We start from the raw sequence: 21,684 nt of genomic DNA, 5'->3' as shown, positions 1-21,684 counted from the left end.
AAACACTTAAAATCAGCAAAGAATCGCCATCTTTTTTCTTTTTTTAGAAACCAGCAGGTATGTCTATAAAAAACAATAAGCAAGCTGACCGTCGCTTGTTCACGGAAGAAAATCAACGCTGTACTGCTATGTAAACACCCCAAACCCAACTGTAAAAACATTTTGACACTTGATTTCAAGGTATTGTCAAAGACATTTGATCGTTAGAATGCAGACATTGGCCTAAACTAATGGTAGAAGGAGCGGATAAAATGAACTTAAGCAAACAAATAAAAAAACATCGGGAACGATTAAGCCTCTCTCAGGAAGGGCTGGCAGAAAAACTCTATGTCTCCCGACAAACGATCTCCAATTGGGAGAATGAAAAAAGCTATCCTGATGTTCACAATTTATTATTGCTCAGTGTTCTATTTGATGTTTCTTTAGATGAATTAGTCAAAGGGGATGTTGAACAAATGAAAGAAACGATTGAGAAAACAGCAATGGATCACTACACGAAAATAATGTTGGTCTTTACATTGTTGGCCGCAATATCTGTTGGGCCTGCTCTCTTTTTACCAGGACACTGGTGGATTGTCCCGCCTCTATGTTTTTGGCTCGTCTCCATGTATGCCGCATTAAAGATCGAAAAAATCAAGAAAACCCAAAATATCAAAACGTATAAAGAGATCGTTGCCTTCATGGAAAATCAAGACCTCGATGCCATTAGGATAAAGCGCGACGTCAAAAAAGATTTCCTTTCAACAGCAGTCATCGTCGTGGTCTTTACCTTGATCGTCGGCATCATCGCATGGCTTAGTACACTGCCGCATTTACTGATGCGTTGACAAAAAATACAGGGTGCAGCTGCTTTTATGATGAAGCCGCTACAACCTGTGTTTTTTTCAATTCAATGATCTCATCCGCATAAATCAAATTTTGCGGGCGATGGGTGATCATAATGACTAGTTTATTTTTCAATTGGTCTTTGATCGCTGCAAAAAGCTTTTCTTCTGTTGTTTCGTCTAAAGCAGATGTGGCTTCATCAAGAACAATGACTTCTGCGTCTGAGAAAAACAATCGGGCAAAAGCGATTCGCTGTTTTTCCCCACCAGAAAGGTTGGCTCCTTTTTCTCCAATTTCAGCAAATAGTCCTCCCTTGAGTGCCTGATAGAATGCGCCTAATTGACATTTTTCTAATACCGCTATGATTTCCTCATCTGCGATTTCCTTATCAAAAATAATATTCTCTTTCAGCGTTCCTTGGAAGATTGGGGCATCTTGCGATAGATAAAAGATATGCTCATAGAAATCATTTAAGTTGTAAGCAGCTAAATTTTTGTGATTGATCAGAATCGCACCGGTCGTCGGCTGATACAAGCCTAAAATCGTTTTGACCAGCGTTGATTTTCCTGCGCCGCTTTCTCCTACTAACCCATAAATCGCTCCCCTCTTCAGCTCCAGTGTCCTATTGGTTAAGATTTGCTTTTCTTGAAGTGTGACGGATAGATCCTTAACTGTGATGCAGTTGATGGTCTCAGACAAAGCATCGCCTTGTGTTAATGCTTTGTCCTCTGGCAGATAGAAAAATTCGTTTAACCGTTCAAAGGCAACTTTATCTAAGTTGTATTGAACAAAAATCACGTTAAATATTGCAACAGGCGTGTAGATTCGATCCACATAAATAATCAATGCTGCTAAACCGCCCAGGCTGACCGTAATCTGATTTGTAAATGCCAATACCACAATTACGACTTTGATCAATGCGACTAAGACTGCAAAAAAACCAAAGAAAAACTCATGGATCATCGTCATTTTCGTCAAGCGTTCTGTTGTGTCAGCAGACATGTTTTTATATTGTGCGATCTCTTTTTCAAACCGCTTATTGATCCGAAACGTGACCATTTCCGTTAGTCCGCGAATAAAGGTGCTATTCATGGCTTCTTCTGAAACTAGCGCACGTTCTTTGAGAGAGCGTAAAACTTTCAAAAGCAGATTGGTCACAATAAACACCACTAGATAGCCCACAAGGATCGCTGGAATCAATCTTTTATCGATCATAGCAATAAAAGCTAAGTTAAACAGTGTTTCGGGAAGCAATTCTTTAAACAAGCGTCCATAAAAATTCAAATGGATATTTCTGCCAGCCGCTGCTCCCGCTTCAGTTTTCTGTAAGAGTGCTCCAGAGCCGATCTGCAAGTACTCGGAATAGGCAATCTTGCTGATTTTTACTAAAGCTTGTTCTTTGAGATAGAAATACATGCTGTTGTGCAATGTTATTTTTGGTTTCTGCTCAAGATAGGACAAAATCGGTACCAGTACTAGCGTTAACCCATAGATAAAAACGACTGGCCAATCAAGTGTCTTGCCAAATGAATCGAGTAGTTTTTGAAAATAAAAAACATTCGCGGCACTCAAAAATGAGACCGCAATTCCAATCCCAACATATACCGTCAATCCTTTTTTAAAATGCCGCCATAAATCAATTGCCATCGTATGCTCCTTTTGCTGCAGTGTTCGTGGAAAAATCGTAAGATAAATAAAACAAACGCTTTCAAAAGTATAATCTATTTTTCGTTTAATGGAAAGAAACATATGAAAGATAGTGAGAAACCATTCTTCGGTCATCGAGAAAAAAAACCCCGCTCAAAGAGCGGGGCTAACGTTGTTGCCAACGATTGATTATTTGTTTAAAGCGTCTTTTGCTTGGTCAGCTAATGCAGTAAATGCTGTTGCATCGTTTACAGCCAAGTCAGCTAACATTTTGCGGTTGATGTCGATTTCAGCTAATTTCAAGCCGTGCATCAATTTTGAGTAGCTTAAGCCATTCATACGAGCCGCTGCGTTGATACGAGCGATCCACAATTTGCGGAAGTCGCGTTTCTTTTGACGACGATCGCGGTATGCGTAGTTGTATGAATTCATTACTTGTTCTTTTGCTGTTTTAAATAGAGTGTGTTTAGAACCGTAGTAACCTTTTGCTAATTTAAGCACTTTTTTACGACGTTTACGAGTTACTGTTCCACCTTTAACACGTGCCATGTATAATTCCTCCTAATATGAAAATCGATAATTGTTTGTATACGTGAAGCTTGGGTTACGCAATTATTTCATGCGTGCTAGTTGTTGACGGATACGTTTGTAATCGCCAGCTGAAACCATTGAAGCTTTACGCAATTGACGACGTTGTTTTTTTGTTTTGCCGTGGAAACGGTGACTGGTAAAGGCACGGAAGCGTTTCAATCCGCCGCCGCCAGTGCGTTTTACGCGTTTTGCTAATCCGCGGTGTGTTTTTTGTTTTGGCATAACTAATTTCCTCCTCAAAATCTTTCGTTATCTGACTTTAAACTGAAACTCAGTGAGTCATTATTTATCGTTTTTTGGTGCTAATACTAAGAACATACTGCGGCCATCCATTTTTGGCTTTTGCTCAACAGTTGCCAAATCAGCAGTTTCTTCCGCCAAACGATCTAACACTTTCTGACCAATTTCTTTATGGGTAATGGCACGGCCTTTGAAACGGATCGAAGCTTTCACTTTGTCCCCTTTTTCAAGGAATTTACGTGCATTACGCAATTTTGTGTTGAAATCATTGACGTCGATCGTTGGACTTAAACGAACCTCTTTAATGTTGATTACTTTTTGTTTCTTACGAGCTTCACGGTCTTTTTTCTGTTGCTCAAAGCGGAATTTCCCGTAATCCATAATTCTTGCTACTGGCGGCTTAGCATTTGGTGCCACCAATACCACATCAAGGTTTGCTCGTTCTGCAATTTGCAATGCTTCAGCTTTACTCTTTACACCAAGTTGTTCGCCGTTTTGATCAATCAAACGCAATTCACGTGCACGAATGCCGTCGTTTACCATCATATCCTTTGCTATGGTCATTCACCTCCGAGTTTTTTGAGAGAAAGAAAAGCTTGTCGATTCGAAATCAGACAATAAAAAAACGAGTTCTTCACGAACCCGCACGTACTCCACACAAATAAATGGTAGGAATCCTATTCTGCCCAGCGATATCTTCACTCAGGCGAGAAGCGGGTGCTTCTGCTTTTATTTCTCAACTTTTATAGTATACTGCTTTTTTCTCTTATTGTCAACGGTTTTCATGATTGTTTCAAAAAAAAGCCGGAGCATACGCTCCGACTTTCGTGTTTCTTATTCTGCTTTCAATGCAGCCATCGTGATGTAGTTGTATGGTTGGTTGAAGTGAGGCAAGAAGAAGATATCTAATAGCTTCATCTTGTCGATCGTTACGCCTTCTTCGATCGCTAGTGAGAACATGTGGATGCCCATTGCGATTTCAGATGTACGTGACGCCATTTGTGCACCAACGATGCGGCGTGTTTCTTCTTCATAGACGATGCGGATCTTAACTGTCGCATTTTCTTTCATGAAGCCTGGTTTTTGGGTATCTTCGTAATCAGAGTATTTCACTTTCATGCCATTACGTTCGGCAGCTTCGACTGACAAGCCAGTTGAAACCATGTTGTAGCCGAAGATCGAAATCCCGTTTGATCCTTGAACACCTGTTGATTCTAGAGACGTTCCGCCGATATTATGGGCAGCGACGATCCCTGAACGTACGGCATTCGTTGCTAATGCGATATACGTTGTTTGTTGCAAAGCATTTGAGTACACCGTTGCACAGTCACCGACTGCGTAAACATCTGCATCGCTTGTCCGTTGATGGCGGTCCACTAAGTACGCGCCGTTAGCAAACAATTCCAAATGATCTTTGCCTAGCTCGTTGTTTGGTAAGAAACCGATCGCGTTGATCACTAGATCAACTGGGTATTCGCCGTTGTCTGTTACAACTGCTTCTACTTTCTCTGTTCCTTTGTATTCACGTGCTAATTCACCGAAATGCAATTCAATGCCATTGTCAGCTAAGTTTTTGTCCATATCTTCTGTAAACCATTTGTCATAGTAGTTTGGCAATGCCCGTGTCGCTGCATCAAAAAGCAACACATTTTTGCCACGGCGTTTTGCTGCTTCAGCAATTTCAACACCGATGTAACCAGCACCGATAACGGCAACGTTTTTCACGTCTTCTGATGCTAACTCTTTATCAACCGTTTGTCCGTCTTGGAATTTTTTCAAGAAATGGATGTTTTTCAAGTCACGTCCAGGTACTTTTGGTGAAATCGGTACAGAACCAGTTGCGATGACAACTTTATCATAAGATTCAACGATCGTTTCACCATCATTGGTTACAGCGTGCACTTCTTTTTTCTCAAAATCGATATGATCAACCACTGTTTCCATATGGATTTTTGCACCTTTTGCTTCAAAATCTTCACGTTTTGTATAGAACAAGCCTTCGTATGAATCGATTTGACGTCCAACCCATAAAGCAGTCCCACAACCTAGGTAGCTTAAGTTTGTATTACGGTCGATCATTACGACCTCTTGGTCTTTGTAGTTATCTAATAGTGTATTGGCAGCAGCAATCCCCGCGTGGTTTGCACCGATAATAACTGTTTTTGTCATGGAAAATTTCCTCCTTTTGTTTACATTGTCATTATAGCTTGCTTGTGAATTTGAAAACTATCAACTTTTTCGCGATTTTAAAAATTTATGACAGTTTTTCGTTGATATACGTCACTTTCAGCGAATCAAGTTTCTATATCAAAATTATTTTCGTCTTGCAAGCAAAAAGATTGTGAAAAATTATGTATTTAAACCTAAGGGTTTTCCTTGTTATAAAAGCATTCTGCAAACCGATTGAATAAATTTCACAATATTCTACTGCTTTTTCGTACCTATTGCGGCAGCGATTCGCCGTGTTATACTGAAGAGAAAAACAGATAGGATGGGATCTTGATGAAGAAAAAAATCGTATTGCCACTACCGCCCTTATTGTCGGCATTAGAGCCACAGGATTTTTATTTAGAAGAAGAACTGCTTTTCGAAGGTGCTTTCTTCGAAGGCGGTGACTATAGCTATGATGCTTGCAAAAATCTCATCTTGAAGCAATGTCATTTCAAGAAGGCGACGATGCAAAAAACACGCTTGAGTCAATGGGAATGCCAAAACGTTCTTTTTGAGAATTGCGATTTTTCTAATCTGGAATGTTTTGGCGCCAGCTTTCATCGGGTTCACTTTAAACAATGCAAATTGACCGGCACCAATTTTGCGGAAAGCTATTTCCGTGACTGCACCTTTGAAGATTGCGTGGCGAACTTTGCTTCTTTTAGCAACACCAATTTACGGACGATGCTGTTTCGTCAGTGCCAACTAAACGACAGTGAGTTTTATGAAATGGATTGGAAACACTTGACGCTACAAGAAAACCAGTTGAACAATAGCAACTGGTTTCACACAAAATTAGCAACTTTAGATTTTCGGACCAATCAATTTCAAAAGATCGCGTTGTCCTTTGAACAATTGCGGGGGCTAACGGTCGATCAAGAACAAGCCTTGGTCATCGCCGCCGGTCTAGGTTTGGTGATCGATTAACGAATTCTGCGCCATAAAGCAATCAACATCCAGATGGATAACACTAAACTGATCAATAAGGCTATCCCCCAACCGAAAATACTATTGGTAAAAGGCAGTGGAACATTCATGCCAAAGAAACTGGTGACGATGGAAGGCACAGTCAATAAGAGAGACCAAACGGTCAAAAACTTCATGGTATCATTCAAGTTATTGTTTAACAGATTATTATAGGTTCCAGATAGTTGCTCTAAAATTTGAAAAGCCAGCAACGTCATTTCCACTGCCTGTTTGGCTTCGATCAGGGCATCATCCAGCTGTTCCCGCTCGTCATCATCCATCAAGCGATAAATGGATAACGCTTTGATCTGCTCCAAGAGGACCGCATTTTGTTTCGTGGCAGACACTAAAAAGACTAAACCGACTTCCAAATCGGACATTTGCAGCAGGTTTTTATTGGTGGTTTTTTCCCGTAGTCGCTGATTCAAGCGAATCCGTTCACTATTGACTTCTTCGACTAGCGGAAAAAACGTGCCTGAAATCAAGAATAAGCTTTGAAACAAAAAGTGCAGCGGTGTTTGCTGCGGCTTTTGCAGGATCAAGCGCTCCATCATCGGAATCACATAACGGGTATCATGGGAGGCAAAAGTAAAGATCTGCTTCTTTTTTAAAATAAACGTCATTGGGCTGGTCTCAAAATGATTGTCTCGCTTTTCTTGCTGAGGTACGTTGAAAACCAGCAGCAATGCTTCTTCTTCGGCATCGTATTCGACTCGTGCGCGTTCGTTTTTATCTAGAGAATACGTAAGCATCTCATCCGACAGATGATATTGTTTTTTGTAGTGCCATCACGCTTTTTGCGTCTTGCTGGTCGACTTGAATCCATTCATAGTTTCCATCATAAAAGACATGTTTGTTTTCCACAGTCCATCCTCCACTCTTGCTTTCTTCTATTATAAAAGAAAACAGCCAGAAGCCCAATCAAAGGACTTTTCTGGCTGTATCGGCTATTGCTATTTGCGGGCGTCTTTCAAAGCATCTTCCACCATTGTTAAAACGGCCTGTGCCGCTTGCGGGTCTTCGACAAAATTGAATTGATCGCCATCGATCTGGATCTTTGGACTCTCATTGTATTCTTCGTACCATTGATCGTAGCGTTTGTTCAACTCTTTGTAGTAGTCGTATAACGAAGGATCAAAGGTCAACTGCTCATATTCCCGCCCACGTTTTTCAATACGCTCTAGCATCGTTTCAAAAGAAACGCGAATATGCACCAAAAGATCTGGATGCTTTTTGTGGGCTGCATACGGCAGCTCTTCCAACATATTGGCTAACAATTCATCATAGACTTTGACTTCGGTATCGGTTGCTCGCCCAAGGTCCGCATTTAAATGGAACAACAGTGAATCCTCATAAATGGAACGGTCCAAGACGTTATTGTCGTCTTTCATAGCTTGCTTGATACTTTCAAATCGTTTATTTAAGAAATAGATTTGCAGTAAAAACGCATATTTATTTGGATCTGCATAAAATAATGGTAACACTTCATTGTCATCGATCGATTCATAAAAGGCTTGACTGCCAAAATGATTGGCGATCAATGCGGTCAAACTTGATTTACCGGCACCAATCGTTCCTGCTAATACGATCACGCTCATATCCCCCAACTCACTCATCACTAAATATTGTATGTTGCATTTGCGATATCAACTATACAACACTATATCTTGTGCCGTCAACTGAAACTTTCGAAGCACAGATCAAGAAGTTTTTCAATAAAAGTTTAAAGATTTTTGCTTTTTTTTGAAATCTCATACGGAATGCTTAACGAAAGAGCCTTCTTCTAGTAAAATAGGAAAGGATCTTTAATTAAATTGTGTTTTTGTCAGGAGATAGTTACAATTGACTGACAAACGATAAATGAATCATGTGGGGTAAGCTCCCTAGAGAAATGAGGAAAATAATGTCAATTGGTACTGGCATAGCTACAGGAAAAATCATCTTAATGGGTGAACATTCAGTTGTTTACGGTGAACCAGCAATTGCTTTCCCTTTTGCGGGAGCAAAAGTACAAGTCGAGATCACAGCAAATGAAACAAACACCTTGATTTCAAGTTACTATCACGGTCTGCTTGAAGAAGTCCCCAGCCACTTAAAAAATGTCAAAGACTTGCTGCATCGTCTGCAACAAGATTTCCACACGGGTCCTTTTGCAACCTCCATCGTCAGCACCATCCCTTCTGAACGGGGAATGGGTTCTAGCGCGGCGGTCGCTGTTGCACTGACTCGCGCTTTTTTTGATTGGATCAAAAAAGACTTTACAAAAGAAGAATTGATGACCTATGTCAACTTTTCTGAAAAAATCGCTCACGGCAATCCTAGCGGGATCGATGCTGCGGCAGCCAGTGGGACGGATGCCATTTACTTTATCAAAGGGCATCCCATCACTTCGTTTCCCCTCACGATCGACGGTTATTTGCTCGTCGCTGATACTGGTATCAAAGGGCAAACGAGAGAAGCTGTCAAAAGTGTCGCCCATCTTTTTGAAACCAGCAAGCAGCTGGCCAGTCAAGCGATCCAGCGTTTAGGGATCGAAACCAAAAGAGCCAAAGAGGCAATTATAGCCAATCAATTAGAAATATTAGGCGAAAGCATGAACAATGCCCATCAGGCACTGCAGCAGTTAGGGGTCAGCAATCAGCAACTGGATCAGTTGGTTTCCTCAGCATTGGCACACGGGGCTTATGGGGCGAAGCTGACCGGCGGGGGCCGAGGCGGCTGTATGATCGCACTAACCAAAACGAAGGAACAGGCTGAAAATATCAGCCGTATTTTATTGTCCGATGGCGCTCGTGCGGCATGGATACAAGGATTAGGAGTTTATGAACATGTATAAGGGAAAGGCTCGTGCCTACACGAATATCGCATTGATCAAGTATTGGGGAAAACAAGACGAAACCTTCATTTTACCGATGAACAATAGTTTGTCCCTGACCCTCGATGCTTTTTACACAGAAACAACGGTGGCTTTTTCACCCGATTTTACGCAAGATCGCTTTACATTGGATGGTGTGGTGCAAACAGACGCTGCCACAAAAAAAGTTGCGGACTTTTTGGATCTGGTACGAAAAAAAGCGGACTGCCCGTGGTATGCCACGGTGGAAAGTCAAAACTTCGTCCCAACCGCTGCTGGACTTGCCTCTTCTGCCAGCGGATTAGCGGCATTGGCGGGTGCCTGTAGTGAAGCACTGGACTTAAACTTGTCGGAGCAAGCGTTATCCCGTTTGGCCCGTCGCGGTTCTGGTTCGGCTTGTCGGAGTATCTACGGTGGCTTTGCTGAATGGCATCAAGGCACCGATGAGACTTCTTTTGCCACCCAAGTGCCGTCGAATGGCTGGGAAGAAGAATTGAGTATGATCTTTATTTTGATCAACGCACAAGCCAAAGAAGTCTCCAGTCGTGAGGGGATGCGCCGAACCGTTGAAACCTCGAGCTTTTATCCAGGCTGGCTTTCTGCCACTGCGAGCGATCTAGTGAAAATGAAACAAGCGATTGCCGAAAAAGACTTTACTGCTTTAGGTGAAACGACCGAGGCCAACGCCTTGAAAATGCATGGAACGACCTTAGCCGCCGAACCACCTTTTACTTATTGGTCTTCTGAATCTTTACGAGCTATGGAATGTGTCCGAATGCTGCGAAAAAAAGGATTGGCTTGCTATTTCACGATGGATGCTGGTCCCAATGTCAAAGTTTTATGCCAAAAACAAGAAGAACAAACGATTTTACGTGAATTAAGTGCTCACTTTGCCTCAGAACAATTAGTAACTGCTCATGCGGGCAAAGGATTAGCCTTTTTACCGGTGGAAGAATCTTCCCCCATCAACTAAGAAGCCATTAAGAAGCCATCGATTAGGAGTGTCGAAATGATTGAACTATCCGTTCCTGGAAAACTATTTATTGCTGGTGAATACGCCGTTGTCGAACCTGGTCATCCTGCAATCATCGTTGCCGTTGACCAATTTATCACGGTCACTGTTGAAGAGGCCCGTAAAAACGGCAGCATCCAGTCTGCCCAATACAGCGACCTGCCGATTCGCTGGACGCGTCGCAAAGGCGAATTAGTCTTAGACCACCGAGATAACCCGTTCCACTATATTTTGGCAGCCATTCGTCTGACGGAAAAATATGCCCAAGAAAAAGGCATCCCCCTTTCCTTTTACGATTTAAAAGTGACCAGTGAACTGGATAACTCGAATGGTCGCAAATATGGCCTCGGTTCTAGTGGTGCCGTGACTGTTGCCACGGTCAAAGCATTGAATCTGTACTATCAAATGGACATGGATCGGTTGACCCAATTCAAAATTGCGGCTCTTGCCCATCTCGCTGTTCAAGGCAATGGGTCGTGCGGTGATATTGCGGCCTCTTGCTATGGCGGCTGGATCGCTTTTTCAACCTTCGATCACGACTGGGTCTTAGCCAAACAAAAAGACCATACCTTAACAGAATTGATCGCTTTCGATTGGCCAGGATTATCGATCCGTCCCTTGACGGTTCCGAAATCTCTTCGACTATTGATTGGCTGGACAGGCTCTCCTGCTTCCACCTCTGATTTAGTGGATCAAGTCTATCAATCCAAAGAAGAAAAAGAAAACGCCTATGCGGCCTTTTTAGCAGCCAGCAAAGACTGCGTCAATCGATTGATCGACGGCTTCTTAAATGAAGACAGTCGCACGATCAAAAAAATGATCACGGAAAATCGAAAGCTCCTGCGGGAGTTGTCCGCACTGACTGGTGTGCCGATTGAAACTCCAGCACTTAAAAAGCTTTGTGATCTAGCAGAAAATTATTGTGGTGCAGCCAAATCTTCCGGTGCCGGCGGCGGCGATTGCGGTATCGTGATCGTTGACCAAAAAACCGGTATTTTACCATTGATGAGTGCGTGGGAAAAAGCCGAGATCACCCCCTTGCCGCTGCACGTTTACCATTACCGGGAGGACCTATCATGAATCGAAAAGATGAACATGTTTCCTTAGCAAAAGCGTTCCATAAAGAACACAGCAACGATTTTGATGCAGTTCGCTTGGTTCACCAGTCGTTTCCACAAATTGACGTGGCTGATGTGTCAATTGCGACGACTGTCTTTGACCGCTCATTTTCCAGCCCTTTTTTCATCAATGCCATGACCGGCGGCAGTGAAAAAACCTTAAAAATCAATCAAGAGTTAGCAGAGATCGCACAAGCCTGTGATTTGATGATGGCAACCGGCTCCGTTTCGGCTGCCTTAAAAGACCCAAGTGTCGCCGATTCTTTCCGTATCGTCCGTAAAGCCAATCCTGACGGCTTCTTATTAGCCAATATTGGCGCGGGTAGTCCCATTGAAAATGCACAGCGGGCAGTGGAACTGTTTGGTGCCGATGCCTTGCAGATCCATCTGAATGCACCGCAAGAATTAGTGATGCCCGAAGGCGATCGTCAATTCAGCCAATGGCTGTCCTTATTGGAAAAAACGATGGCTTCTGTTGCCGTTCCGGTTGTCGTAAAAGAGGTCGGCTTTGGGATGTCCCGTGAAACGATCCAGCAGTTACTGGCGATCGGCGTACAAACGATTGATGTTGCTGGCAGCGGCGGCACAAGTTTTACTCAAATCGAAAATGCTCGTCGAAAAAAACGTGAATTGGCGTATTTAGACACCTTTGGTCAATCCACCGTGATTTCCTTGCTGGAAGCAAATGAGCTCCAACAGCCCTTTACCCGCATCGCTTCAGGCGGGGTTCGGGATGCTTACGATATCTTCAAAGCACTTTGCCTTGGTGCAAATAGCGTAGGACTATCCGCCACGATCCTCGTGCTGCTTTTGTCAAAAGGCAAAGAAGAAACTATCGCCACCTTACAATCATGGAAGGAACAGCTGCAGCTGCTCTACACAATGGCAGGACAGACAAGTACCAAAGACCTTACCAAGGTCCAGCTGATTTTTTCTGGTGCTGTCAAAGAGTGGTGTGAAGCACGTCAGATTCCCTTAGCAAAGTATAGTTTGCGTTAAGCGATCCAATCGCTGACTACCACATCAAATAAGTAAAAGCAGTATAATTCGTTTTTTATTGTACTGCTTTTTTTGTGCGCTTTTCTTTATAATAGAGAATTCTCCATTTAACATTTGGATATCAATGTTATTTAATCGCTACTTGATAATCACTTTCATTATCAGGTACGTTGTTTTTTTACCATCTTGTTTTCGAATGTGCTATGCTCAAGTTGAGGGAGGAACAATCGATTATTTCTTGAGAAAAGGATCGGTTTTTTCATTCCTAGACTACATTCAAAAGGAGGCGTTTCTTATGAGCAAATCAGAATCGTCGGCTGTTTTTTCAACGATCGCTTGTTTGCTTTTGATGGCAACTGGCTTTCTTATGGCATCTTTTTCCATTCCTTACAGCTTTGTCCCTTATCTGTTAGCGATTCTTGCTGGTGGTTGGAAACAAACCTGGGAAGGCACGCAAGAATTGGTGCACGACAAACGGTTGAACGTCGATCTATTGATGGCATTAGCCGCCATCGGTGCCTGTATCATTGGTCATTGGTTTGAAGGGGCGATGTTGACCTTTATCTTTTGTTTGAGCGGTGCCCTTGAGGAATATACGACCAACAAAAGTACGCGAGAAATTAGTTCATTAATGGCACTGCAACCAACGACTGCCTTAAAAATGATTGAAAGTGGCGAGCTCGTCGAAGTACCAGTAGAAGCCCTTCAGTTAAAAGATACGATTATGGTGGCAAAAGGCAGTGCGATCCCGATCGACGGTATCGTGATCCAAGGAAACAGCAGCGTTGATGAGGCGGCCATCAGTGGCGAATCCATTCCTGTCGAGAAACGTTTAGGCAGTGAAGTCTTTGGCGGAACCATCAACCTCGGTCAGCCATTGTACATTGAAGTTACCCAAACGAGTGAAAACACCCGCTTTGCAAAAATCATTCAATTGGTGGAAGAAGCACAGCAAATGCCAAGTCAAACGGCGACCCTGATAGAGAAAATCGAACGGATCTATGTGCCGATCGTCTTGATCGCCGTCCCGCTAATGATCGTTTTGTGTACGTTTTTCACGAATTGGGGGTTCCAAGAAAGCTTTTATCGCGGCATGGTCTTACTGGTGGTGGCATCTCCTTGTGCTTTAGTCGCCTCTGCTACTCCTGCGACCTTAGCAGCCATTTCTCACGCTGCTCGTTTAGGCGTTTTATGCAAAGGCGGACAAGCCTTAGATGCCTTTGCCAATGTCAAAGCGATCGCTTTTGACAAAACCGGAACGCTGACTCGTGGCAAACCTGCTGTCACTGATGTCCATCTGTTGCTGGATGAACCCTTTATTCCCCAACTGATCGTCGGGATGGAAAAACAATCAAATCACCCACTGGCTGAAGCGATCTTGGCGTATTTTCATGATGAAAAGCCGTTGGAATTAGCCGTGGAAGAACAAGCGGGGGTCGGTCTAGCCGCCACTTACCAAGCTGCCCATTGGACGATTGGAAAAGAAGTCGATCTAACCTCTGTTGCCGCCAGTGAGCAAACCCGCATCCAAGAATTGAAAGCAACTGGAAAAACCTTGATTTATATCAATCGTGACCGTGTGTTAGCAGGGTATTTAGCGCTATTGGATCAGCCCCGTCCTGAAGCTCGCGAGAGTCTTGCCTACTTCAATGAGCAGGGGATTCATACGACGATGCTGACGGGTGATCATTTAGGTACTGCTAAAGTGATCGCAGCAGAAATCGGCTTGTCTGACTACGAAAGTGATTGCCTGCCTGATGAGAAAACCACTCGGATCAAAGAAATGAAAGAAACCTACAAAATCAATGCGATGGTCGGTGATGGGATCAATGATGCCCCCGCCTTAGCGACCGCAAGTGTGGGGATCGCGATGGGCGAAGGAACCGACGTCGCAATGGATGTGGCGGACATCGTCTTGATGAAAAATGATTTGCTGCGCTTGGTCGACAGTCACCGTTTGGCTAAAAAATTACAGCGGATCATCAAACAAAACATCGTCTTTTCTATCAGTGTCATCTTGTTGCTGATTGCTTCAAACTTCCTTGAATTTCTCACGCTGCCTCTAGGGGTCGTGGGTCATGAAGGAAGCACGATATTAGTTATCTTAAACGGGTTGCGTATGCTTTTGCCATTACACAAAGAAACACCCCAGCAAGCCAAACCAACCCGCAAAGATTGCGATGATTGTGTCTTGTATCAACAGTCTTTGCATACGTGACCACTATTTGCACTAGCAAAAACGCCCATTGTTGGCACTTCACTAGAAGTCCATCAACGGGCGTTTTGCTGTTTTTTCCTATTTATGCGTGATTGGCAAGTTGTTCCGTGTAGAGTTTGCCATCGTACATCTTAAAGAATGGATAATAGCAGAGAATGGAAACCCCTAAGTTGATCAAAGCGATCAGGATGGCTCGGAAATCACCGCCGGTTCCTAAAAACGCCCCAATTCCGACTGGCGAGATCCAGGGAATGCCCGTAATGACTTTATCGACAAAGCCAAATGAGCTAGCAAAGTAAGCAATCGTGACGTTGATCAAAGGGGTTATGATAAAGGGGATGATCAAATACGGATTGTAGACGATCGGTGCCCCGAAGATCACTGGTTCATTGATATTAAAAAGTCCTGGTAAGATCGCTGCTTTTCCTAAGACTTTGAGCTGTTGTGATTTTGCCACAAACAGCATCAATAAAACCAATCCAAGCGTACTTCCTGCGCCGCCCATAAAAATATACATGTTCACGAAATCCCCAGCAAAAATATTATTGGCACCATCGATATTTTCCGTTAGAGCCACCAACAGGATGGGATTGATGAAACTATTTTTAATAACAGCCGTCCCATGAACCCCCACTGCCCATAAGAGATGGATAAGGAGCATAATCACGATGATTCCTAACCAAGAACCCGTCAACTCTTTCACGAATTCAAAGGGTTTGGACAGCAATCCGTAAAGATCCGTGTGGAAAACCGCCAGTACCCCGTTGATCGCCACCATCAAAAAGGCGATCAAAATCGCTGGGATCAATGACGCAAATGCTTTGCTGACTCCATCAGGAACTCCTTCAGGCATCTGGATGGTGATCTTTCTTCTTACACAAAAACGATAGACCGACGTAGCAAGCACTGCGGTGATGATCCCAATAAAGATGCCTACCCCGCTAAAGCGTGTGATCCAACCGCCTATGGCGATCCCATTGTAAACAATGGCAGTTTCGCTTTCTGACTGCAGCAATTGAGCTGCCCCATCGGTAATGTCGACTTGAATGATCGTCATTAAAAAGGCAAACAAACTTAATAACGCCCCTACAAAACTGCTCATAGTCAAATGATCTTCTTTATGATAAATCTCAGTTAAATAATACCCTGTTGCTAAACAATAAAAAACAGCAATCGAGCCGACAGACATCGTGGTCACGACACTATAAAGCGGGGAAAATCGTAAAATCGTTTGTTCGAAAAAGCCAGCCAGTGGTGGAATGATCTGCGGTAAATTATTGATGATCAAAAAGATCGATCCGACGATCGTAAAAGGGACGGTAATGATCCCTGCTTGCATGATTGCGCGAATAAAGCGTAAATTCGCCAACTTATTCAAAGGCGGCATCAAACGCGTTTCTAAAAAGGTAAAAACACTTGTCATCGTTACTCCTCCAACGAAGGGATCGCCCCTTCTTCAATCAGCTTTTGATACCAATAAAAGCTGTCTTTTCTCACTCGTTTTTGTTCTTTTTCCTGTGCATCATTGCGATCCACGTAAATGAAGCCATACCGTTTTCGAATCCCCTCATGTACACTGATCAAATCAATGGCAGACCACGGACTGTATCCGATCAGATCCACCCCAGCATTGATCGCGGCTAAGCATTGGCTGATATGCTGCGACAAATAATCGATACGGTACGGATCATGAACCGTGCCATCTGCTTCTAGATGATCTTCTGCCCCTAAGCCGTTTTCGGTAATGATGATCGGTAAGTGGTAACGATCATAAAGAGTCTGCAACGTCGTTTTCAGCCCCAAGGGATCGATGGTCCAATTGAAGGCATTTTTCTTCAAGAACGTATTGGTGAACCCTTTGTAAAAACCACGCTCCATAATGTCTTCACTTTGCTGATCGCTGATACCGTTTTTCATATCCCCAGCTTCCGTCGGCTGCTCCACTGTCACTGTGGTGTAGAAGTTCATCGCGACAAAGTCAGGCAGAGCCCGTTTCATCAACGCCTCATCCTCCGGACCAAAGTCAATCGTGAGCCCGTTTTGGTTCAAATAATCTTGAAAGACCGTGTTGTAACGACCGAAGCAGGCAAAATCAAGGTAAGCCCAGTTCCGGACACTGTTGAAATACAACGCTGCTTGGTTGTCTTCTGGTCGACTAGTCGCCGCATAGACCAACGAAATATTCGGCACCGGTCCGATTTTGCCATTCGGAACGATTTCATGACACGCTTCGAAAGCATATTTTTCAGCGATCATCAGGTGATGAAATTGCTGGTATTTTTCTGATAATGGAATTTTTTTCCCTAATATTTTTTGATCCACCAGCAGCATGATATTTGGTTCATTGATCGTCAGCCAGTGCGTCACTCGATCCCCATAGGCTGTAAACAGCGTTTTGGCATATGCGGCAAATGCCTCAACAGTGCTGCGTTTTGTCCAGCCGCCTTCGTCTTCCAATGCTTGCGGCAAGTCAAAATGGTTCAACGTCACAAAGGGCTGAATTCCGTGTTTTAGCAATTCATCAATGACATCGCTGTAATGATCCAATCCTTTTTGATTGACGGTACCGCGCCCTTCTGGTAAAATTCGCGACCAAGCGATCGAAAAGCGGAAAATTTTGATCCCCATTTCTGCTAACAAGGCGATATCCTCTTTGTACTGGTGGTAATGGTCGACAGCCACTGTAAAATCTGCGATCTCATGGTTGTCTCTTGGACGAGTATCTTGGACACTCAGCCCCTTACCGTCGGTTTGATACGCCCCTTCGGTTTGGTGCGCGGAAATCGATGCTCCCCACAAAAAATCGGTTGGAAATGTTTGTTTCATATCGTACTCCTTATCCTAAATAAGATGCGTTTGACATCTTAGAATTATTGCTTGCATGGCAAAGACAATATTCTGAATTATCTCTTATTTTTCGCGGTAACGCAAAAAATAACTCCTGTCAAGTAAGACCCTCTTGAAGAGCTGCTACTTAGACACAAAAAAAGCAAAGTCCAGTTTCCTAGACTTTGCTTATGATTTAGAAGTAGCAGCTTATTTTTTCTCTGCTTTGTCTTCGTTCAATAGTGCTTTTCTTGAAAGGTTCACACGACCTTGTTTGTCGATTTCTGTAACCTTCACTAAGATTTCGTCGCCTTCTTTGACAACGTCTTCCACTTTGTTGACCCGTTCGTTCGCAAGTTGTGAAATATGAACTAAGCCGTCTTTGCCTTTGATCAAGTTGACAAACGCACCGAATTTTTCAATACGGACAACTTTCCCAAGGTACACTTCGCCAACTTTTACTTCTTTCGTCAATTCTTCAATGATCTTGATGGCTTTTTGGATCATTTCTGCATCAGCAGAAGCAATCGAAACTTTTCCGTCTTGATCGATATCGATTTTCACGCCAGTTTCATCAATGATGCCATTGATGGTGTCGCCGCCTTTACCGATTACATCTTTGATCTTCGCAGGATCGATTTGGATCATTTCGATCTTCGGTGCGTATTGGCTTAACTCTTCACGAGGAGCAGCCAATGTTGATGTCAATTCATTTAAGATTTCCATCCGCGCTTTTTTCGCTTGATCTAATGCTTCTGTCAAGATTTGTTCAGTGATTCCTTGGATCTTGATATCCATTTGTAACGCAGTGATCCCATCTTTGGTTCCAGCAACTTTAAAGTCCATATCGCCAAGGTGATCTTCTAAGCCTTGGATATCCGTTAAGATCGTGTAGTTTTCACCATCAGATACAAGTCCCATTGCGATACCTGCAACTGGTGCTTTGATTGGCACCCCTGCATCCATCAACGCTAAGGTTCCTGCACAAATACTTGCTTGAGAAGAAGAACCATTTGATTCTAATACTTCTGCAACTAGACGGATTGTGTAAGGGAAGTCTGTTTCATCAGGAATCACTTGTGCTAAAGCACGTTCGCCTAATGCACCATGACCGATTTCACGACGTCCTGGTGAGCCAGCACGACCAGTCGAACCAACAGAAAATTGAGGGAAGTTGTAATGGTGGATGAATCGTTTTGATTCTTCAACCCCTAATCCATCAATGATTTGGTGTTCACCTAAAGGTGCTAACGTACAAGCAGACAAGGCTTGGGTTTGTCCCCGAGTAAATAGACCAGAACCATGAACACGTGGCAATAAGCCAACTTCTGATGCCAATGGACGGATTTCGTCTAATTGACGGCCATCCGGACGAATCTTGTCGATGGTGATCAATTCGCGAACCACATCTTTTTCAAGATCTTCTGCGATTTGTTTCACTTCTTTCAAGAATTGTGCTTCCTCTTCATGTCCAGCAAATTTTTCTGCATACACTTCTTTCACTGTGTCTTTGACTTTATCGATCTCGTCTTCACGAGCCAATTTTTCTTCCGTCATAACAGCAGTTTTCATTGTTTGGTAGTAGCCGTCGAAAATTTCTTTTTTCAAGTCAGCATCTACTTGTAACAATTTGACTTCCATTTTTGGTTTGCCCACAGCTGCGACAACTTCTTCTTGGAAGGCAACCAATTCTTTGATAGCATCAAAACCAAATAATAACGCACCTAACATGTCTTCTTCAGAAACTTCTTTCGCTCCTGATTCAACCATGTTGATGGCTTTTTTCGTTCCAGCTACTGTCAATTCGATATCGGTTTGTTCTGCTTGTTCTACTGTTGGATTCAAGACGTATTCGCCATTGACCCGACCGACATCGACACCAGCGATCGGTCCGTCAAACGGGATATCTGAAATAGATAACGCTAAAGAAGAACCTAACATTGCCGCCATTGCTGGCGTACAATCTTGTTCAACACTCATTACGATGTTTGTAACTTGTACTTCGTTACGGAAGCCTTCCGCAAACATTGGACGGATCGGACGGTCGATCAAACGGGCAGTCAAGGTTGCTTCCGTACTTGGACGTCCTTCACGTTTGATAAAGCCACCAGGTACTTTCCCTACGGCATACATTTTTTCTTCGTAATTGATCGTTAATGGGAAAAAGTCGGTATCTTTTGCTTCCTTAGATGCAACCGCTGCACTTAGGACAACCGTGTCGCCATAACGAACCAATACAGCTCCGTTTGCTTGCTTGGCTAATTGGCCAACTTCTACTTCTAATGGGCGGCCGCCCCAAGTTGTTTTGAATACTTGTTTTTCTGTCATGTTCTGCTCCTTTTCATCGGATCCCAGCAAGTCACTACTAAACAAATGAAAAAATCGGAATGTCGTTCCGCTGCTTTCATTTGGTTAGTAGGATGCTGCTTACAAGGACCCAAAATTCTTTTTGGCTGCGCTTTTTGATTCACCAGTCAAAAGGCCGCTATTTCGGTGTTTCACTTTTTAGATGGCTCGAGCTTACCTGTCAGACTGCATCAGCTGTTTTAGCCGACAATGCAGTCGCAGTGATTCCGCTGCTTGGTCACTACGCTCGCTGCTCTCACCTAGTAGGTTTCATCATCTGCTCTGTGCGGCTTGCGCCGCTCAGTCGCAGTGATTCCACTGCTTGGTCACTACGCTCGTTGCTCTCGCCTAGTACTATTCATCATCTGCTCTGTGCGGCTTGCGCCGCCCAGTCGCAGTGATTCATAGCAAAAAAGTGAGATTCGGGTTGAACCTCACTTTTCTTTGTTTGATTAACGACGTAATCCTAAAGCTTGGATTAATTCGCGGTAACGTTGTACGTCTTTTTGACGTAGGTAAGCTAATAAGTTACGACGATGTCCAACTTTTTTCATCAACCCACGGTATGAATGGTGGTCTTTTTTGTGCATACGTGCATGTTCGTTCAAATGGTTGATTTCTTCTGTTAAAACAGCGATTTGAACTTCTGGAGAACCAGTATCTCCTTCATGACGTGCAAATTTGTTGATGATTTCGTTTTTGCGTTCTTTTGAAATTGCCATGTTTTTCACCTCTTTTTCTTTTTCCCCTGCGACTGAGTAAAACGTTGGTGATTCGTTAAACCAAGTAACAGGTACTGTGCTTTTCACACGTAATTACTTTACTTGATTCTAAGTAAAAAAGCAAGTTTATCTACCTATTCTTTTCGTTTCTTTTGAAAGCTCCTCCGAAACTTATGTTATACTTAGGATACTACTCTATCTAAAGGAAGTGTAAGGATGAGCGTTCTTTCCCGAATCGAGAGCATGAAAAATGAATTATCGCTTTCTGAGAAGAAACTCTTCGCATTCATGGAGGCCAATCCTGAAAAAGTGCCATCGATGACTGCGAGTCAATTAGCAGAAGCCACTGGGATCAGTGCACCAACCGTTGTACGTTTTGCGAAAAAAACTGGCTTTGCTAGTTTGACAGATTTAAAAATACAATTATCTGCCGAATCCGGCTTGCGCCACAATGCCAATGAGCATTTAGGTTATGCCGATGTTGAATTAAACGAGCCCTTTCATGCCATCACCTCAAAATTGAGCCACAATGCCCAGGTGACCATGAATGAGACGGCCCAATTATTAGAAGAACAGCTGATGTTAGCTGCCGCTGAACTGATCGCGACTCGTGAGCGCATTTTTGTCTGCGGGATCGGTGCTTCCTCATTGATCGCACAAGATATCCAACAAAAATGGACTCGCTTAGGCAAGATCGTCGTGTTTGAAAATGACTACAATCTCTTGTTGCCGCAACTTGTCAAAAACGAGAAAAAAAGTCTGGTCTGGGTCATTTCCAACAGTGGACACACGCCTGAGATGGTTCACTTAGCCGAAATCGCTAAAAATCTTGGCGTTCCGATCCTGTCACTCACCCGCTTTGGCAGCAACCCGTTGACGAAGTTGGCGGATGTTCCCCTGCAAGTGTCCCGTTCCAAAGAAGCCAACCAGCGGAGTGCCGCTACCAATTCGATCATCGCCCACCTATTAGCGGTCGATGTCCTTTTCTATGTCTTTTTAAGTAAAAATGAAAAGCTGGCACGCAATATCTACGCGTCACGCCAAGCCATCGCTGATTTTCGTGAGAAGTATTTGTAAAATGTTCATACCCAAAAGAAATCCGCAGGAAC

At 43.4% G+C, this 21,684-nt stretch carries 18 protein-coding genes, 1 pseudogene and 1 other annotated feature; of the genes and pseudogenes, 8 read left to right on the top strand and 11 right to left on the bottom strand.

Features of this window, described 5'->3' with window-relative positions; translation table 11 throughout:
- The first annotated feature begins 251 nt into the window (after positions 1-251).
- A complete protein-coding gene (locus ACI3E5_RS03180; protein WP_142964537.1) occupies positions 252-827 on the top strand; it encodes a helix-turn-helix transcriptional regulator in 576 nt (191 codons plus the stop codon).
- Positions 828-852: 25 nt separating this feature from the next.
- On the opposite strand, the gene ACI3E5_RS03175 is transcribed toward ACI3E5_RS03180, so the two are convergent.
- The 5 genes from ACI3E5_RS03175 to nox form a co-directional block, all read right to left on the bottom strand.
- On the bottom strand, positions 853-2,472 hold the full coding sequence (locus tag ACI3E5_RS03175; protein ID WP_142964536.1) for an ABC transporter ATP-binding protein: 1,620 nt from the start codon (positions 2,470-2,472) through the stop codon (positions 853-855).
- 189 nt (positions 2,473-2,661) lie between these two features.
- On the bottom strand, positions 2,662-3,021 hold the full coding sequence (gene rplT, locus ACI3E5_RS03170) for a 50S ribosomal protein L20 (protein WP_003128653.1): 360 nt from the start codon (positions 3,019-3,021) through the stop codon (positions 2,662-2,664).
- A gap of 63 nt (positions 3,022-3,084) precedes the next feature.
- Positions 3,085-3,285, bottom strand: a complete 201-nt coding sequence (gene rpmI / locus ACI3E5_RS03165) for a 50S ribosomal protein L35 (protein ID WP_003128650.1) — start codon at positions 3,283-3,285, stop codon at positions 3,085-3,087.
- Positions 3,286-3,345: 60 nt separating this feature from the next.
- On the bottom strand, positions 3,346-3,867 hold the full coding sequence (infC, locus tag ACI3E5_RS03160) for a translation initiation factor IF-3 (protein ID WP_005228103.1): 522 nt from the start codon (positions 3,865-3,867) through the stop codon (positions 3,346-3,348).
- Positions 3,868-3,914: 47 nt separating this feature from the next.
- Positions 3,915-4,038, bottom strand: a sequence feature (ribosomal protein L20 leader region).
- A 99-nt stretch (positions 4,039-4,137) separates the two neighbouring features.
- Entirely contained in the window at positions 4,138-5,472 is a 1,335-nt protein-coding gene (gene nox / locus ACI3E5_RS03155) for a H2O-forming NADH oxidase (protein WP_005228102.1), read from the bottom strand.
- A gap of 333 nt (positions 5,473-5,805) precedes the next feature.
- On the opposite strand from nox, the gene ACI3E5_RS03150 reads away from it, so the two are divergent.
- Positions 5,806-6,441: a pentapeptide repeat-containing protein gene (locus ACI3E5_RS03150; RefSeq protein ID WP_142964535.1), complete on the top strand. Its 636-nt coding sequence runs from the start codon at positions 5,806-5,808 to the stop codon at positions 6,439-6,441.
- Here the strand turns inward: ACI3E5_RS03150 and ACI3E5_RS03145 are convergent.
- A pseudogene (locus tag ACI3E5_RS03145) lies at positions 6,438-7,344 on the bottom strand (magnesium transporter CorA family protein). The gene ACI3E5_RS03150 and the pseudogene ACI3E5_RS03145 sit on opposite strands and share 4 nt — an antisense overlap.
- A gap of 89 nt (positions 7,345-7,433) precedes the next feature.
- Positions 7,434-8,078: a deoxynucleoside kinase gene (locus ACI3E5_RS03140; RefSeq protein ID WP_010749130.1), complete on the bottom strand. Its 645-nt coding sequence runs from the start codon at positions 8,076-8,078 to the stop codon at positions 7,434-7,436.
- Positions 8,079-8,383: 305 nt separating this feature from the next.
- Between ACI3E5_RS03140 and mvk the strand changes: the two genes are divergently transcribed.
- From mvk to ACI3E5_RS03115, 5 genes are all read left to right on the top strand, one after another.
- Complete coding sequence (mvk, locus tag ACI3E5_RS03135; RefSeq protein WP_015510390.1) at positions 8,384-9,316, top strand: mevalonate kinase; 933 nt, start codon at positions 8,384-8,386, stop codon at positions 9,314-9,316.
- Positions 9,309-10,307, top strand: coding sequence for a diphosphomevalonate decarboxylase (gene mvaD / locus ACI3E5_RS03130; RefSeq protein WP_005228088.1), 999 nt, complete (start codon positions 9,309-9,311; stop codon positions 10,305-10,307). Before mvk ends, mvaD begins: the two co-directional genes overlap by 8 nt.
- A 36-nt stretch (positions 10,308-10,343) precedes the next feature.
- Entirely contained in the window at positions 10,344-11,426 is a 1,083-nt protein-coding gene (locus tag ACI3E5_RS03125; RefSeq protein WP_005228086.1) for a phosphomevalonate kinase, read from the top strand.
- Entirely contained in the window at positions 11,423-12,463 is a 1,041-nt protein-coding gene (fni, locus tag ACI3E5_RS03120) for a type 2 isopentenyl-diphosphate Delta-isomerase (RefSeq protein ID WP_005228084.1), read from the top strand. Before ACI3E5_RS03125 ends, fni begins: the two co-directional genes overlap by 4 nt.
- Before the next feature lie 295 nt (positions 12,464-12,758).
- Entirely contained in the window at positions 12,759-14,681 is a 1,923-nt protein-coding gene (locus ACI3E5_RS03115) for a heavy metal translocating P-type ATPase (protein ID WP_271770879.1), read from the top strand.
- Positions 14,682-14,763: 82 nt separating this feature from the next.
- Here ACI3E5_RS03115 and celB read toward each other — a convergent pair whose 3' ends face one another.
- From celB to rpsO, 4 genes are all read right to left on the bottom strand, one after another.
- On the bottom strand, positions 14,764-16,104 hold the full coding sequence (celB, locus tag ACI3E5_RS03110) for a PTS cellobiose transporter subunit IIC (protein WP_142964533.1): 1,341 nt from the start codon (positions 16,102-16,104) through the stop codon (positions 14,764-14,766).
- 2 nt (positions 16,105-16,106) lie between these two features.
- Positions 16,107-17,507: a glycoside hydrolase family 1 protein gene (locus ACI3E5_RS03105; RefSeq protein WP_142964532.1), complete on the bottom strand. Its 1,401-nt coding sequence runs from the start codon at positions 17,505-17,507 to the stop codon at positions 16,107-16,109.
- 210 nt (positions 17,508-17,717) lie between these two features.
- Positions 17,718-19,835: a polyribonucleotide nucleotidyltransferase gene (gene pnp / locus ACI3E5_RS03100; RefSeq protein ID WP_005231801.1), complete on the bottom strand. Its 2,118-nt coding sequence runs from the start codon at positions 19,833-19,835 to the stop codon at positions 17,718-17,720.
- A gap of 470 nt (positions 19,836-20,305) precedes the next feature.
- Positions 20,306-20,575 carry a 30S ribosomal protein S15 gene (gene rpsO, locus ACI3E5_RS03095; protein ID WP_005228072.1) on the bottom strand — a complete coding sequence of 90 codons (270 nt, stop codon included), beginning with the start codon at positions 20,573-20,575 and terminating at the stop codon, positions 20,306-20,308.
- Positions 20,576-20,791: 216 nt separating this feature from the next.
- Here rpsO and ACI3E5_RS03090 point away from each other — a divergent pair, with 216 nt between their 5' ends.
- Positions 20,792-21,652 (top strand): MurR/RpiR family transcriptional regulator, encoded by an 861-nt coding sequence (locus tag ACI3E5_RS03090; protein ID WP_005228070.1) that lies wholly within the window; start codon positions 20,792-20,794, stop codon positions 21,650-21,652.
- The last annotated feature ends 32 nt before the right edge of the window (positions 21,653-21,684 follow it).

Source organism: Candidatus Enterococcus avicola, assembly GCF_047470845.1.
Classification (GTDB): domain Bacteria; phylum Bacillota; class Bacilli; order Lactobacillales; family Enterococcaceae; genus Enterococcus_D; species Enterococcus_D casseliflavus.
This window is presented reverse-complemented; position numbering and strand designations above follow the sequence as displayed.